This window comes from Escherichia coli DSM 30083 = JCM 1649 = ATCC 11775, assembly GCF_003697165.2.
Classification (GTDB): Bacteria; Pseudomonadota; Gammaproteobacteria; order Enterobacterales; family Enterobacteriaceae; genus Escherichia; species Escherichia coli.
In genome coordinates this window covers 3,964,889-3,980,969 of record NZ_CP033092.2, presented here as the reverse complement: position 1 = coordinate 3,980,969, position 16,081 = coordinate 3,964,889, and the positions used below count along the sequence as shown (strand labels likewise).

13 protein-coding genes are annotated in these 16,081 nt (G+C 51.2%); 7 read left to right on the top strand and 6 right to left on the bottom strand.

The window, feature by feature from the left end:
- Window positions 1–4 precede the first annotated feature (4 nt).
- From EAS44_RS20495 to caiF, 6 genes are all read left to right on the top strand, one after another.
- Complete coding sequence (locus EAS44_RS20495; RefSeq protein WP_000220879.1) at window positions 5–370, top strand: DUF805 domain-containing protein; 366 nt, start codon at window positions 5–7, stop codon at window positions 368–370.
- Window positions 371–530: 160 nt separating this feature from the next.
- Window positions 531–1,352, top strand: a complete 822-nt coding sequence (dapB, locus tag EAS44_RS20490; RefSeq protein WP_000543585.1) for a 4-hydroxy-tetrahydrodipicolinate reductase — start codon at window positions 531–533, stop codon at window positions 1,350–1,352.
- 455 nt (window positions 1,353–1,807) lie between these two features.
- Window positions 1,808–2,956 (top strand): glutamine-hydrolyzing carbamoyl-phosphate synthase small subunit, encoded by a 1,149-nt coding sequence (gene carA, locus EAS44_RS20480; protein WP_001295757.1) that lies wholly within the window; start codon window positions 1,808–1,810, stop codon window positions 2,954–2,956.
- A 17-nt stretch (window positions 2,957–2,973) separates the two neighbouring features.
- Window positions 2,974–6,195, top strand: a complete 3,222-nt coding sequence (gene carB, locus EAS44_RS20475) for a carbamoyl-phosphate synthase large subunit (RefSeq protein WP_001126333.1) — start codon at window positions 2,974–2,976, stop codon at window positions 6,193–6,195.
- Window positions 6,196–6,418: 223 nt separating this feature from the next.
- A complete protein-coding gene (tnpA, locus tag EAS44_RS20465; protein ID WP_000526115.1) occupies window positions 6,419–6,877 on the top strand; it encodes an IS200/IS605-like element IS200C family transposase in 459 nt (152 codons plus the stop codon).
- Window positions 6,878–7,166: 289 nt separating this feature from the next.
- Complete coding sequence (caiF, locus tag EAS44_RS20450; protein WP_000333104.1) at window positions 7,167–7,562, top strand: carnitine metabolism transcriptional regulator CaiF; 396 nt, start codon at window positions 7,167–7,169, stop codon at window positions 7,560–7,562.
- Between the two features lie 118 nt (window positions 7,563–7,680).
- Here caiF and caiE read toward each other — a convergent pair whose 3' ends face one another.
- The 6 genes from caiE to caiT form a co-directional block, all read right to left on the bottom strand.
- Window positions 7,681–8,271, bottom strand: coding sequence for a carnitine operon protein CaiE (gene caiE / locus EAS44_RS20445; protein ID WP_000122880.1), 591 nt, complete (start codon window positions 8,269–8,271; stop codon window positions 7,681–7,683).
- Between the two features lie 5 nt (window positions 8,272–8,276).
- A complete protein-coding gene (caiD, locus tag EAS44_RS20440) occupies window positions 8,277–9,062 on the bottom strand; it encodes a crotonobetainyl-CoA hydratase (protein ID WP_000004399.1) in 786 nt (261 codons plus the stop codon).
- A gap of 108 nt (window positions 9,063–9,170) precedes the next feature.
- Window positions 9,171–10,724, bottom strand: coding sequence for a crotonobetaine/carnitine-CoA ligase (gene caiC / locus EAS44_RS20435; protein WP_001350362.1), 1,554 nt, complete (start codon window positions 10,722–10,724; stop codon window positions 9,171–9,173).
- 72 nt (window positions 10,725–10,796) lie between these two features.
- Window positions 10,797–12,014, bottom strand: coding sequence for an L-carnitine CoA-transferase (gene caiB / locus EAS44_RS20430; RefSeq protein ID WP_000349942.1), 1,218 nt, complete (start codon window positions 12,012–12,014; stop codon window positions 10,797–10,799).
- Between the two features lie 127 nt (window positions 12,015–12,141).
- The gene (gene caiA, locus EAS44_RS20425) at window positions 12,142–13,284 is read right to left on the bottom strand and encodes a crotonobetainyl-CoA dehydrogenase (RefSeq protein WP_000347117.1); all 1,143 of its coding nucleotides are present in this window, start codon (window positions 13,282–13,284) and stop codon (window positions 12,142–12,144) included.
- A 30-nt stretch (window positions 13,285–13,314) separates the two neighbouring features.
- On the bottom strand, window positions 13,315–14,829 hold the full coding sequence (caiT, locus tag EAS44_RS20420) for an L-carnitine/gamma-butyrobetaine antiporter (protein WP_000787103.1): 1,515 nt from the start codon (window positions 14,827–14,829) through the stop codon (window positions 13,315–13,317).
- A gap of 472 nt (window positions 14,830–15,301) precedes the next feature.
- On the opposite strand from caiT, the gene fixA reads away from it, so the two are divergent.
- The gene (fixA, locus tag EAS44_RS20415; RefSeq protein WP_000692217.1) at window positions 15,302–16,072 is read left to right on the top strand and encodes an electron transfer flavoprotein FixA; all 771 of its coding nucleotides are present in this window, start codon (window positions 15,302–15,304) and stop codon (window positions 16,070–16,072) included.
- Window positions 16,073–16,081 lie beyond the last annotated feature (9 nt).

Below are 16,081 nucleotides of genomic sequence, written 5' to 3'. Positions count from 1 at the left end.
TTCTATGACGTATGGAGAAGCGTATCTGGAAGGGTGGAAAAACATCTTTAATTATGAAGGTGTTTCCAATCGCTTCGAGTTCTGGTCGTTTATGATTGGTAGTGGCGTTATCTGTCTGCTTCCGCTTTTATGTTGGTGGTTAGCGGTAACAATTAACAATGACTATGGTGTTTTCATTTTTTTTGCGCTGCCCGCGTCATTTATTTTAACGTTGATTTTTGCCATACCGGCGATAGCGTTAGCCGTCAGAAGGATGCACGATATCGGATATTCAGGGTGGTGGGTTACCATTGTCGTGTTGATCCCTGTTACGGGCGTAATTCTGCTTATACTGTGCTGCCTGCCGTCAAAGTCACAAGACCAGGCATAATGACAGAGGGTATGACGCATCACTTTCTGCGTCATGCCTTTCACTGATATCCCTCCCTGTTTATCATTAATTTCTAATTATCAGCGTTTTTGGCTGGCGGCGTAGCGATGCGCTGGTTACTCTGAAAACGGTCTATGCAAATTAACAAAAGAGAATAGCTATGCATGATGCAAACATCCGCGTTGCCATCGCGGGAGCCGGGGGCCGTATGGGCCGCCAGTTGATTCAGGCGGCGCTGGCATTAGAAGGCGTGCAGCTGGGCGCGGCGCTGGAGCGCGAAGGATCTTCTTTACTGGGCAGCGATGCGGGCGAACTGGCCGGAGCCGGGAAAACAGGCGTTACTGTGCAAAGTAGTCTTGATGCGATAAAAGATGATTTTGATGTGTTTATCGATTTTACCCGTCCGGAAGGTACGCTGAACCATCTCGCTTTTTGTCGCCAGCATGGCAAAGGGATGGTGATCGGCACTACGGGGTTTGACGAAGCCGGTAAACAGGCGATTCGTGACGCCGCCGCCGATATTGCGATTGTCTTTGCCGCCAATTTTAGCGTTGGCGTTAACGTCATGCTTAAACTGCTGGAGAAAGCAGCCAAAGTGATGGGGGACTACACCGATATCGAAATTATTGAAGCACATCATAGACATAAAGTTGATGCGCCGTCAGGCACCGCACTGGCAATGGGAGAGGCGATCGCCCACGCTCTTGATAAAGATCTGAAAGATTGCGCGGTCTACAGTCGTGAAGGCCATACCGGTGAACGTGTGCCTGGCACCATTGGTTTTGCCACCGTGCGTGCAGGTGACATCGTTGGCGAACATACCGCGATGTTTGCCGATATTGGCGAGCGTCTGGAGATCACCCATAAGGCATCCAGCCGCATGACATTTGCTAACGGTGCGGTAAGATCGGCTTTGTGGTTGAGTGGTAAGGAAAGTGGTCTTTTTGATATGCGAGATGTGCTTGATCTCAATAATCTGTAACCACAAGATATTTATGGTGATGCAAAAACAACACATTTAATTCGTTGAATATAAAGGGCTTTAATTTTTGGCCCTTTTATTTTTAGTGTTATGCTTTTAAATCTAATGCAAATGCTGAAAATTACATGTTTTGTATTCTGTTTTTGTTGTTTTAATGTAAATTTTGACCATTTGGTCCACTTTTTTCTGCTCATTTTGATTTCATGCAATCTTCTTGCTGCGCAAGCGTTTTCCAGAACATGTTATATGATCTTTTTGTCGCTTAATGCCTGTAAAACATGCATGAGCCACAAAATAATATAAAAAATCCCGCCATTAAGTTGACTTTTAGCTCCCATATCTCCAGAATGCCGCCGTTTGCCAGAAATTCGTCGGTAAGCAGATTTGCATTGATTTACGTCATCATTGTGAATTAATATGCAAATAAAGTGAGTGAATATTCTCTGGAGGGTGTTTTGATTAAGTCAGCGCTATTGGTTCTGGAAGACGGAACCCAGTTTCACGGTCGGGCCATAGGGGCAACAGGTTCGGCGGTTGGGGAAGTCGTTTTCAATACTTCAATGACCGGTTATCAAGAAATCCTCACTGATCCTTCCTATTCTCGTCAAATCGTTACTCTTACTTATCCCCATATTGGCAATGTCGGCACTAATGACGCCGATGAAGAATCTTCTCAGGTTCATGCCCAAGGTCTGGTGATTCGCGACCTGCCGCTGATTGCCAGCAACTTCCGTAATACCGAAGACCTCTCTTCTTACCTGAAGCGCCATAACATCGTGGCGATTGCCGATATCGATACCCGTAAGCTGACGCGTTTACTGCGTGAGAAAGGTGCTCAGAATGGCTGCATTATCGCAGGCGATAACCCGGATGCGGCGCTGGCATTAGAAAAAGCCCGCGCGTTCCCAGGTCTGAACGGCATGGATCTGGCAAAAGAAGTAACCACCGCAGAACCCTATAGCTGGACACAAGGGAGCTGGACACTGACCGGCGGCCTGCCAGAAGCGAAAAAAGAAGACGAGCTGCCGTACCACGTCGTGGCCTACGATTTCGGTGCCAAGCGCAACATCCTGCGTATGCTGGTGGATAGAGGCTGTCGCCTGACCATCGTTCCGGCGCAAACTTCTGCGGAAGATGTGCTGAAAATGAATCCGGACGGCATCTTCCTCTCCAACGGTCCTGGCGACCCGGCCCCGTGCGATTACGCCATTACCGCTATCCAGAAATTCCTCGAAACTGATATTCCGGTATTCGGCATCTGCCTCGGTCATCAGCTGCTGGCGCTGGCGAGCGGTGCGAAGACTGTCAAAATGAAATTTGGTCACCACGGCGGCAACCATCCGGTTAAAGATGTTGAGAAAAATGTGGTGATGATCACCGCCCAGAACCACGGTTTTGCGGTGGATGAAGCAACATTACCTGCAAACCTGCGTGTCACACATAAATCCCTGTTCGACGGTACGTTACAGGGCATTCATCGTACCGATAAACCGGCGTTCAGCTTCCAGGGACACCCGGAAGCCAGCCCTGGTCCACACGACGCCGCGCCGTTGTTTGACCACTTTATCGCGTTAATTGAGCAGTACCGTAAAACCGCTAAGTAATCAGGAGTAAAAGAGCCATGCCAAAACGTACAGATATAAAAAGTATCCTGATTCTGGGTGCGGGCCCGATTGTTATCGGTCAGGCGTGTGAGTTTGACTACTCTGGCGCGCAAGCGTGTAAAGCCCTGCGTGAAGAGGGTTACCGCGTCATTCTCGTGAACTCCAACCCGGCGACTATCATGACCGACCCGGAAATGGCTGATGCAACCTACATCGAGCCGATTCACTGGGAAGTGGTACGCAAGATTATTGAAAAAGAGCGCCCGGACGCGGTGCTGCCAACCATGGGGGGGCAGACGGCGCTGAACTGTGCGCTGGAGCTTGAGCGTCAGGGCGTGCTGGAAGAGTTCGGCGTCACCATGATTGGTGCCACTGCCGATGCGATTGATAAAGCCGAAGACCGCCGCCGTTTCGACGTAGCGATGAAGAAAATCGGTCTGGAAACTGCGCGTTCCGGTATCGCTCATTCAATGGAAGAAGCGCTGGCGGTTGCCGCTGAAGTTGGCTTCCCGTGCATTATTCGCCCATCCTTTACCATGGGCGGTAGCGGTGGCGGTATCGCTTATAACCGTGAAGAATTTGAAGAAATTTGCGCCCGCGGTCTGGATCTTTCTCCGACTAAAGAGCTGCTGATTGATGAGTCGCTGATCGGCTGGAAAGAGTACGAGATGGAAGTGGTGCGTGATAAAAACGACAACTGCATCATCGTCTGCTCTATCGAAAACTTTGATGCGATGGGCATCCACACCGGTGACTCCATCACTGTCGCGCCAGCCCAAACGCTGACCGATAAAGAATATCAAATCATGCGTAACGCCTCGATGGCGGTACTGCGTGAAATCGGCGTTGAAACCGGTGGTTCCAACGTCCAGTTTGCGGTGAACCCGAAAAACGGTCGCCTGATTGTTATCGAAATGAACCCACGCGTGTCTCGCTCCTCTGCGCTGGCGTCGAAAGCCACTGGTTTCCCGATTGCCAAAGTGGCGGCGAAACTGGCGGTGGGTTACACCCTCGACGAGCTGATGAACGACATCACCGGTGGGCGTACTCCGGCCTCCTTCGAGCCGTCCATCGACTATGTGGTTACTAAAATTCCTCGCTTCAACTTCGAGAAATTCGCCGGTGCTAACGACCGTCTGACCACTCAGATGAAATCGGTTGGCGAAGTGATGGCGATTGGTCGCACGCAGCAGGAATCCCTACAAAAAGCGCTGCGCGGCCTGGAAGTGGGCGCAACTGGCTTCGATCCGAAAGTGAGTCTCGACGACCCGGAAGCGCTGACTAAAATCCGCCGCGAACTGAAAGATGCTGGCGCAGAGCGTATCTGGTATATCGCTGATGCCTTCCGCGCGGGCCTGTCTGTAGACGGTGTATTTAATTTGACCAACATTGACCGCTGGTTCCTGGTACAGATTGAAGAGCTGGTGCGTCTGGAAGAGAAAGTCGCAGAAGTGGGCATCACTGGCCTGCACGCTGAATTCCTGCGCCAGCTGAAACGCAAAGGCTTTGCCGATGCGCGTCTGGCAAAACTCGCGGGCGTGCGTGAAGCAGAAATCCGCAAGCTGCGCGACCAGTATGACCTGCACCCGGTTTACAAGCGCGTGGATACTTGTGCGGCAGAGTTCGCCACCGACACCGCTTACATGTACTCCACTTATGAAGAAGAGTGCGAAGCGAATCCGTCCACCGATCGTGAAAAAATCATGGTGCTCGGCGGCGGCCCGAACCGTATCGGTCAGGGTATCGAATTCGACTACTGCTGTGTACACGCCTCGCTGGCGCTGCGCGAAGACGGTTATGAAACCATTATGGTTAACTGTAACCCGGAAACCGTCTCCACCGACTACGACACCTCTGACCGTCTCTACTTCGAGCCGGTAACTCTGGAAGACGTGCTGGAAATTGTGCGTATTGAGAAGCCGAAAGGCGTTATCGTCCAGTACGGCGGTCAGACCCCGCTGAAACTGGCGCGCGCGCTGGAAGCTGCTGGCGTACCGGTTATCGGTACCAGCCCGGATGCCATCGACCGTGCGGAAGACCGTGAACGCTTCCAGCATGCGGTTGAGCGTCTGAAACTGAAACAACCGGCGAACGCCACCGTTACCACCATCGAAATGGCGGTTGAGAAAGCGAAAGAGATTGGCTACCCGCTGGTGGTGCGTCCGTCTTACGTTCTCGGCGGTCGGGCGATGGAAATCGTCTATGACGAAGCTGACCTGCGTCGCTACTTCCAGACAGCGGTCAGCGTATCTAACGATGCGCCAGTGTTGCTGGACCACTTCCTTGATGACGCAGTAGAAGTTGACGTGGATGCCATCTGCGACGGCGAAATGGTGCTGATTGGCGGCATCATGGAGCATATTGAGCAGGCGGGTGTGCACTCCGGTGACTCCGCATGTTCACTGCCAGCTTACACCTTAAGTCAGGAAATTCAGGATGTGATGCGCCAGCAGGTGCAGAAACTGGCCTTCGAACTGCAGGTGCGCGGCCTGATGAACGTGCAGTTTGCGGTGAAAAACAACGAAGTCTACCTGATTGAAGTTAACCCGCGTGCGGCGCGTACCGTTCCGTTCGTCTCCAAAGCCACCGGCGTACCGCTGGCAAAAGTGGCGGCGCGTGTGATGGCTGGCAAATCGCTGGCTGAGCAGGGCGTAACCAAAGAAGTTATCCCGCCGTACTACTCGGTGAAAGAAGTGGTGCTGCCGTTCAATAAATTCCCGGGCGTTGACCCGCTGTTAGGGCCAGAAATGCGCTCTACCGGGGAAGTAATGGGCGTGGGCCGCACCTTCGCTGAAGCGTTTGCCAAAGCGCAGCTGGGCAGCAACTCCACCATGAAGAAACACGGTCGTGCGCTGCTTTCCGTGCGCGAAGGCGATAAAGAACGCGTGGTGGACCTGGCGGCAAAACTGCTGAAACAGGGCTTCGAGCTGGATGCGACTCACGGCACGGCGATTGTGCTGGGCGAAGCGGGTATCAATCCGCGTCTGGTGAACAAGGTGCATGAAGGCCGTCCGCACATTCAGGACCGTATTAAGAATGGCGAATATACCTACATCATCAACACCACCTCAGGTCGTCGTGCGATTGAAGACTCCCGCGTGATCCGTCGCAGTGCGCTGCAATATAAAGTGCATTACGACACCACCCTGAACGGCGGCTTTGCCACCGCGATGGCGCTGAATGCCGATGCGACCGAAAAAGTAATTTCGGTGCAGGAAATGCACGCGCAGATCAAATAATAGCGTGTCATGGCGGATATTTTTCATCCGCTAATTTGATCGAATAACTAATACGGTTCTCTGATGAGGACCGTTTTTTTGTGCACAGAAAACCCCCAGCTAGGCTGGGGGTTCCGGAAAGCTTTCAGCTTTGAGCCAGTTATTAAAACCCCTTTTGATTTGTTAAAACACCTTGCGGTCTGGCAACTGCAAGTGTCAAACAAGAAATCAAAAGGGGGTCCCAATGGGGAACGAAAAGAGCTTAGCGCACACCCGATGGAACTGTAAATATCACATAGTATTTGCGCCAAAATACCGAAGACAGGTGTTCTACAGAGAGAAGCGTAGAGCAATAGGCTGTATTTTGAGAAAGCTGTGTGAGTGGAAAAGTGTACGGATTCTGGAAGCTGAATGCTGTGCAGATCATATCCATATGCTTGTGGAGATCCCGCCCAAAATGAGCGTATCAGGCTTTATGGGATATCTGAAAGGGAAAAGCAGTCTGATGCCTTACGAGCAGTTTGGTGATTTGAAATTCAAATACAGGAACAGGGAGTTCTGGTGCAGAGGGTATTACGTCGATACGGTGGGTAAGAACACGGCGAAGATACAGGATTACATAAAGCACCAGCTTGAAGAGGATAAAATGGGAGAGCAGTTATCGATTCCCTATCCGGGCAGCCCGTTTACGGGCCGTAAGTAACGAAGTTGGATGCAAATGTCAGATCGTGTGCGCCTGTTAGGGCGCGGCTGGTAAGAGAGCCTTATAGGCGCATTTGAAAAACCTCCGGCTATGCCGGAGGATATTTATTTGCCCATTAAGTAAATCTTTTGGGGAATCGATATTTTTGATGACATAAGCAGGATTTAGCTCACACTTATCGACGGTGAAGTTGCATACTATCGATATATCCACAATTTTAATATGGCCTTGTTTAATTGCTGCAAAACGAGTCATAGCCAGTCTTTTAATTTGTGAAACTGGAGTTCGTATGTGTGAAGGATGTGTTGAAAAACCACTCTATTTGTTAATCGCCGAATGGATGATGGCTGAAAACCGGTGGGTGATAGCAAGAGAGATCTCTATTCATTTCGATATTGAACACAGCAAGGCGGTTAATACCCTGACTTATATTCTGTCGGAAGTCACAGAAATAAGCTGCGAAGTTAAGATGATCCCTAATAAGCTGGAAGGGCGGGGATGCCAGTGCCAGCGACTGGTAAAAGTGGTTGATATCGATGAGCAAATTTACGCGCGCCTGCGCAATAACAGCCGGGATAAATTAGTCGGCGTAAGAAAGACGCCGCGTATTCCTGCCGTTCCGCTCACGGAACTTAACCGCGAGCAGAAGTGGCAGATGATGTTGTCAAAGAGTATGCGTCGTTAATGTCATTTCGTTGATACCGTGCGACCTGGTCGCTGGATGCGATGCTGGCGCATCTTATCCGGCCTACGGTTGCTTTACAGCCAGGTCGGATAAGGCGTTTATGCCGCATCCGACGATGTTACCGTTTCGGCGTCACATCCGTCGTCCCCTGCAAACGGGGGCGATTTTCCTCCATTTGCCTCAGTGGCTGCGTTTCATGTAACGCTGCATGACAGCGCCCGACAAGATCCTGATACTCTTTGGTATTCAACCGTTTCCAGTGTAACTCGTCGTCACTCACGCTGCGTACAGCGCGGGCTGGCGTACCCATCAACAACTGGCGTTTCTCGCCGCGAAAGCCCGCTTTGACAAAGCTCATAGCGGCAACAATGCTCTCTTCGCCAATGACCGCGCCATCCATAATCACGCTGTTCATCCCGACCAGTGCATCGCGACCAATCACACAACCATGCAGGATCGCTCCGTGCCCGATATGACCGTTTTCCCCAACGATGGTGTCAGTGTCGCAGTAGCCATGCATAATGCAGCCATCCTGAATATTGGCTCCCGCTTGCACGATCAACCGCCCGTAGTCACCACGCAGTGAGGCGAGTGGGCCGATGTAGACACCGGCTCCCACAATCACATCGCCAATCAATACTGCACTGGGATGGACAAACGCCGTCGGGTGAACAACCGGAATTAACCCCTCAAAGGCGTAATAGCTCACGGTTGTTAACGTCCTTTCCACACTGGATCGCGCTTCTCGGCAAACGCCAGCGGCCCTTCAATGGCATCCTCCGAATGCAGAACCGATGGATAGTGTTTCAACACGCCGCTGCGAATATAGCGATACGCTTCTTCTACCGGCATTTCACTGGTGGTGCGGTAGATCTCTTTCAGCGCCGCAATCGCCAGCGGAGCGCTGTTAACCAGCTGCTGCGCCAGTTCGCGGGCGTTATCCATCAGTTCCGCCTGGCTAACCACGCGGTTGACTACCCCCCAACGCAGCGCCTCTTCTGCGCCCATTCGTCTGCCGGTCATCACCATTTCATTGACGATGGCAGGCGGCAGGATCTTCGGCAGACGCAGCACGCCGCCGCTGTCAGGAACGATGCCCAGTTTGGCTTCCGGTAGGGCGAAGCTGGCGTTATCGGCACAAACAATAAAATCTGCCGCCAGCGCCAGTTCAAAGCCGCCGCCAAAGGCATAGCCGTTCACAGCGGCGATGACCGGTTTGTCGAGATTGAAAATTTCGGTTAATCCCGCAAAACCTCCCGGGCCAAAGTCAGCATCCGGTGCTTCGCCTTCTGCTGCCGCTTTTAAATCCCAGCCCGCGGAAAAGAATTTCTCTCCGGCACCGGTAATAATGGCGACACGTAATTGCGGATCGTCACGGAAATTTAGAAATACTTCGCCCATTTCAAAGCTGGTTTTTGCATCAATAGCATTCGCTTTTGGACGATCAAGGGTAATTTCCAGAATTGATCCATTGCGGGTCAGATGTAATGATTCACTCATTCCTTTTCTCCATTTTTGCTTTTTCAGGGACGACAACATCCCTGCAAAAAATGCATATTGTTTTAGAGCGTGATTATTAGCTGACAGGGTAGTTCCCTGCCGTTTCATTTATTTCAGATTCTTTCTAATTATTTTCCCCGAGCAATTACGTGGCAGATCTTTTCTGATCTCCAGATAAGAGGGCACTTTAAATTTCGCCATATTCTGTTCACAGAAGCAGAAGAATTCCTCTTCGCTCAATGTTTCACCTTCATTCAGCACCACAAATGCTTTGATGGCTTCATCGCGAATCGAATCTTTAATACCCACAACCACGATATCCTGAATTTTTGGATGGGTGGCGATGATATTTTCGAGCTCCACGCAGGAGACATTCTCGCCACCGCGTTTGATCATATTGCAGCGGCGATCGACGAAATAAAAAAAGCCCTCTTCGTCGCGGTATCCGGTATCGCCGGTATGTAGCCAGCCATCGGCTTCCAGCACTTTCGCAGTGGCTTTCGGGTTGAGAAAATACTCTTTGAAGATGGTTTTCCCTGGTACGCCTTTAATACAGATTTCACCGAGCTCACCAGCCGGGAGGGGACGATTGTGATCGTCGCGGATCTCCGCTTCGTAGCAAAAGCCCGCCCGACCAATCGACGGCCAGCGCCGTTTATCGCCAGGGCGATCGCCGATAATGCCCACAATGGTTTCCGTCATCCCATAAGACGTCAGCAAGCGAACGCCGAAGCGTTCACAAAACGCGTCTTTTTCCTGTTCCGACAAGTTGAGATAAAACATCACTTCCCGCAGGCGGTGTTGCCGATCGTTCGCTGAAGGCGGCTGCACCATCAACGTACGAATCATCATCGGAATACATTCGGTAATGGTGGCGCGGTACTTCTGCACCTGTCCCCAGAAGGCGCGGGCGCTGTATTTCTCGACCAGCACAAAGGTGGCCCCGGCAGAAAACGCCGCCATCGCCGCAGTACACTGGCAATCGATATGAAACGCAGGCATTACCGTCAGGTAGACGTCATCGTCACGCAGTGCACACTGCCAGGCGGAGTAATATCCAGCGAAGCGCAGGTTGTAATGGGTAATCACCACCCCTTTCGGTCGGGAGGTAGTGCCGGAGGTGAAGAGAATTTCCGCCGTATCGTCAGTCGATAGCGGCGGTGCATAGCACAAGGTGGCAGGTTGTTGATTTTTCAGTTGAGTAAACGAACTCACGCCATCATCAGCGGGAAGTGCCATATCTATCAGGCAAATGTGCCGCAACTGAGAGGCATCTTCCTGCTGAATCTGTTGATACATAGGATAAAATTGCGCACTGGTCACCAGCAGGCACGCCTGGCTATTTTGCAGGATCCACGTGCTTTCTTCGCGCAACAGGCGGGCGTTAATTGGCACCATAATCGCGCCAATTTTTGCCAGCCCGAACCAGCAAAAGATAAATTCCGGGCAGTTGTCGAGATGTAGAGCAACCTTGTCGCCTTTGCGAATCCCCAGCGTATAAAACAGGTTTGCCGTGCGGTTAATCTCCTGATTTAACTCAAGATAACTATACCGGTTAACGACTCCGCCGCTGGATTCACAAATCAGCGCCGTTTTATGACCGTAAACGTCCGCCAGATCGTCCCACATTTGACGTAGATGTTGTCCGCCAATGATATCCATTGCACCTCTATCCATTTTGTTCGTTTGTTATTGGGCGGGCGCTAGTCAGGCAAGTTGACTGACGCCACGCGTTTAGTCCTCAACTTTGGCCAGACCTTTGCTGACCAACTCCTGAATGTCGTTTTCGCTGTAGCCGATATTTTTCAAAATGGCAGCCGTGTCCATGCCATGTGAGGGCATTCCGCGCCAGATTTGTCCGGGGTTATTTTTGAATTTCGGCATGATATTCGGCCCTTTGCAGGTGCGACCATCCATCGTTTGCCACTGAGTGATTGATTCGCGAGCCACATACTGTGGATTGCTTTCCAGTTCCGGCACGGTCAGTACTTTGGCACAGGCGATATTCAGTTCGGCAAAGCGTTCTTTAACTTCTGCGATGGTATGTGCCGCCAGCCAGGCATCGAGTTTCTCTTCTACCAGTGGGCCGTAAGGGCATTCGATACGGTGGATAAGCTGAGTGCCTTCCGGGATTTCCGGCGTACCGAGCAGATGTGCGAGGCCAATATCTTTAAAGCACTCTGCAATTTGAGTAATGCCCACCAGTTCCATCACGATGTAGCCGTCGGCGCATTTATACAGACCGCAACCGGCGTAGTAGGGATCTTTACCTTTGGTCATGCGCGGGCACATTTCGCCGCCGTTGAAGTAATCCATCATGAAGTACTGGCCCATACGCAGCATCACTTCATACATGGCGATGTCGATGCTTTCGCCTTTACCGGTTTCACGCACTTTATGCAGTGCTGCCAGCGCCGCCGTGGTGGCGGTCAGGCCAGAAAAGTAATCGGCGGTATACGGGAAGGCAGGCATTGGCTGGTCAACATCACCGTTCTGAATCAGGTAACCACTGAAGGCCTGGGCGATAGTGTTATAGGCCGGAAGATTGGTGTACTCCTCGGTGCCATACTGACCAAAACCGGAAAGGTGAGCGATAACCAGTTTTGGGTTGTGCTGCCACAGGACTTCATCGGTAATGCCACGACGGGCAAAGGCCGGACCTTTACTGGCTTCGATGAAGATATCGGTGGTTTCCATTAATTTCAGAAACGCTTCGCGCCCTTCATCTTTGAAAATATTTAACGACAGCGCATGCAAATTGCGGCGGGAGAGCTGCGGGTAGTTCGGTTGAACGCGAATGGTGTCGGCCCAGGCGACGTTCTCGATCCAGATAACTTCCGCCCCCCATTCTGCGAACATTTGTCCGGCGAACGGCCCGGCGATTTCGATACCGGAGAAGACAACGCGTAATCCGGCCAGCGGCCCGAATTTCGGCATGGGTAGATGATCCATTATTAGCTCCTGAAAAATTTATGTAGCGCATGACTGCCGGATGCGGCGTAAACGCCTTATCCGGCCATCTTCGTGCTCCCGTAGGCCTGATAAGACGCGTCAGCGTCGCATCAGGCAGCGCACGGACTTAACGGTATTGCTTCAGCACCGCGCGACCCAGCGTCAGGATCTGCATTTCGTCAGATCCTCCGGAAACGCGGTCTACACGCAGGTCACGCCAGAAGCGGCTGATGCGGTGGTTGCCCGCAATCCCGACACCGCCCAGCACCTGCATTGCGCTATCCACCACTTCAAATGCCGCATTGGCGCAGAAGTATTTGCACATCGCTGCATCGCCAGAGGTGATGGTGCCGTTGTCTGCTTTCCACGCTGCTTCATACAGCATGTTTTTCATGGAGTTTAATTTGATCGCCATGTGGGCGAATTTTTCCTGAATCAACTGGAAACGACCAATAGCCTCGCCAAACTGCACACGCTGGTTGGCGTAGCGCGCCGCATCTTCAAAGGCGCACATCGCCGTACCGTAGTTGGTCAGGGCTACCAGGAAACGTTCATGGTCGAACTCTTCTTTGACGCGGTTAAAGCCGTTACCTTCCCGACCGAACATGTCTTTCTCGTCCAGTTCCACGTCGTCAAAGGTGATTTCACAGCAGCTATCCATACGCAGACCGAGCTTTTCAAGTTTGGTCACTTTGATGCCCGGTTTGCTCATATCAACAAACCATTCGGTGTAGACAGGTTTGTCCGGAGAAGCCCCGTCGCGCGCCATCACCACGATGTACGGGGTGTAGGCGCTGCTGGTAATAAAACACTTACTACCATTAAGATAAATCTTACCATTTCTACGGGTATAAGTCGTTTTCAGGCTACCCACGTCGGAGCCTGCGCCCGGTTCGGTAATTGCTGAGTTCCACATCTGCTTACCGGTGCCGCGGAAAGCCATAATCTTGTCGATCTGCTCTTGCGTACCTTCACGCAGGAAGGTGTTAAACCCGCCCGGTAACTGATACAGCACGTAAGTTGGCGCTCCCAGACGACCCAGTTCCATCCACACGGCGGCGAGAGTAACAAACCCCGCGTCCAGACCACCGTGCTCTTCAGGGATCAGCAGACTGTCGATACCCATATCCGCCAGGGCTTTGACAAAACGTTCCGGGTAGACGCTGTCACGGTCGCACTCGGCAAAATAGGCCTCCCAGTTTTCGCTGGCCATCAGTTCGCGGATACCGGCGACAAACAGTTCCTGCTCATCATTTAAATTAAAATCCATCTTTCAACCTCTTGATATTTTGGGGGTTAATTAATCTTTCCAGTTCTGTTTCGCGTCTTTAATAAAGGAGAGCGTCACCATGATGTTGACGAAGAACAGCGGGCATCCTCCGGCGATAATGGCGGTTTGAATCGGTTTCAGGCCGCCGAGCGCCAGCAGAACAATACCGATAATGCCAACCAGAATTGACCAGCCGATACGCACCAGCAGCGGGGGTTCTTCACCATCGCGTACTTCGCGGCAAGTGGACATCGCCAGGGTATAAGAGCAGGCGTTAACCAGCGTAACGGTGGCAATAAAGCAGAGGATGAAGAAGCCCCACATGGTGGCGGTGCTGAGTGGCAGAGCGGCCCAGGTTTCGATGATGGCGCGCGCCACACCGTACTGTTCGATCAGATTTGGAATGTTGATGATGTTTTTATCTATCAACAGCAGAGTGTTACTACCGAGTACAGTCCACAGGATCCAGGTTGACGCTGTCAGCCCCAGCACCATGCCGAAGCACAGTTCACGCACGGTACGACCACGGGAGATGCGGGCGAGGAAGATGCTCATCTGGATAGCGTAAATCACCCACCATGCCCAGTAGAACACGGTCCAGCCCTGCGGGAAGCCGCCTTTAGCGATGGGATCGGTATAGAACAACATGCGCGGCAGATACATCAGTAACATCCCCACCGAATCGGTGAAGTAGTTCATGATGAAGCTGGCACCGCTGACGATGAACACCCAACCCAGCATCAGGAAGCTCAGGTAACTACGCACGTCACTGGCGATACGTACCCCTTTTTGCAGACCGCAAGCGACGCAAATGGCGTTGAGGATAATCCAGCAGGTAATGATGATAGCGTCCAGTTGCAGGGTATGCGGAATGCCAAACAACCATTGCATACACTCGGTCACCAGCGGCGTGGCAAGGCCCAGACTGGTACCCATCGCGAAGATCAAGGCGACGAGATAGAAGTTGTCGACGATAGTGCCGAACAACCCTTTGGCGTGTTTTTCACCTACCAGCGGCACCAGGGTGGAGCTGGGGCGAATCACTTCCATTTTGCGGACAAAGAAGAAGTAAGCGAAGGCGACTGAAAGGAAGCTGTAAGTGGCCCACGGCAGAGGTCCCCAGTGGAACAAGCTGTAAGCCAGCCCCAACTCTTTCGCGCCTGTTGAGTTCGGTTCTAAGCCAAACGGCGGGGTGGAGATGTAGTAGTAGATCTCAATCGATCCCCAGAACAGTACGGCAGCAGACGTACAGGAGGCGAACATCATAAAGATCCAACTGGCGGTACTAAATTCTGGTGGTTCGTTACCTAAACGCTTTTTGGCATACGGGCCAAACACCAGCCAGAACCAGCCGAAAAGCATCACCACCATATACCATTCAAATGCCCATCCCCATACATTGGTGACGTAACTGAATACAGCATTAATAACGACATTCGCCGCATCCAGATCTCTGACTGTAAGCCAACAAAGTATGCCGACGATTATTAACGGCGGAAAGAAAACCTTCGGTTCTATTCCCGTTTTTCTCTTTTCATTCTTCATGAGTTAATTCCACTGTGAAAACGAACATTTATTTTGCGTTCCCGTTTGTTTTATTTTTGTTAACATTTAATATAATTATTATTAACCTCGTGGACGCGTTAATGGCTAACTCATAATGGGTATTCAATAAGCTGCATTCTGTGATTGTTATCACATTTTTGTTTCGGGTGAATAGAGGGCATTTTTTCGTTAATTTTGATTATTAATCAGTTTGTTATGTTCTGTTGTGAGTAAAAAAATAGCATCTGACTTTCAATATTGGTGATCCATAAAACAATATTGAAAATTTCTTTTTGCTACGCCATGTTTTCAATATTGGTGAGGAGCTTAACAATATTGAAAGTTGGATTTATCTGCGTGTGACATTTTCAATATTGGTGATTAAAGTTTTATTTCCAAATTAAAGGGCGTGATATCTGTAATTAACACCACCGATATGAACGACGTTTCCTTCATGATTTCTGGAGATGCAATGAAGATTATTACTTGCTATAAGTGCGTGCCTGATGAACAGGATATTGCGGTCAATAATGCTGATGGTTCGTTAGACTTCAGCAAAGCCGATGCCAAAATAAGCCAATACGATCTCAACGCTATTGAAGCGGCTTGCCAGCTAAAGCAACAGGCAGCAGAGGCGCAGGTGACGGCCTTAAGTGTGGGCGGTAAAGCCCTGACCAACGCCAAAGGGCGTAAAGATGTGCTATCGCGCGGTCCGGATGAACTGATTGTGGTGATTGATGACCAGTTCGAGCAGGCACTGCCGCAACAAACGGCGAGCGTACTGGCTGCAGCCGCTCAGAAAGCAGGCTTTGATTTGATCCTCTGTGGCGATGGTTCTTCCGACCTTTATGCCCAGCAGGTTGGTTTGCTGGTAGGCGAAATCCTTAATATTCCGGCAGTTAACGGCGTCAGCAAAATTATCTCCCTGACTGCAGATACCCTCACCGTTGAGCGCGAACTGGAAGATGAAACAGAAACCTTAAGCATTCCGCTGCCTGCGGTTGTTGCTGTTTCCACTGATATCAACTCCCCACAAATTCCTTCGATGAAAGCCATTCTCGGCGCGGCGAAAAAGCCAGTCCAGGTATGGTCGGCGGCGGATATCGGTTTTAACGCAGAGGCAGCCTGGTCAGAACAACAGGTTGCCGCGCCGAAACAGCGCGAGCGTCAGCGCATCGTGATTGAAGGCGACGGCGAAGAACAGATCGCCGCATTTGCTGAAAATCTTCGCAAAGTCATTTAATTACAGGGG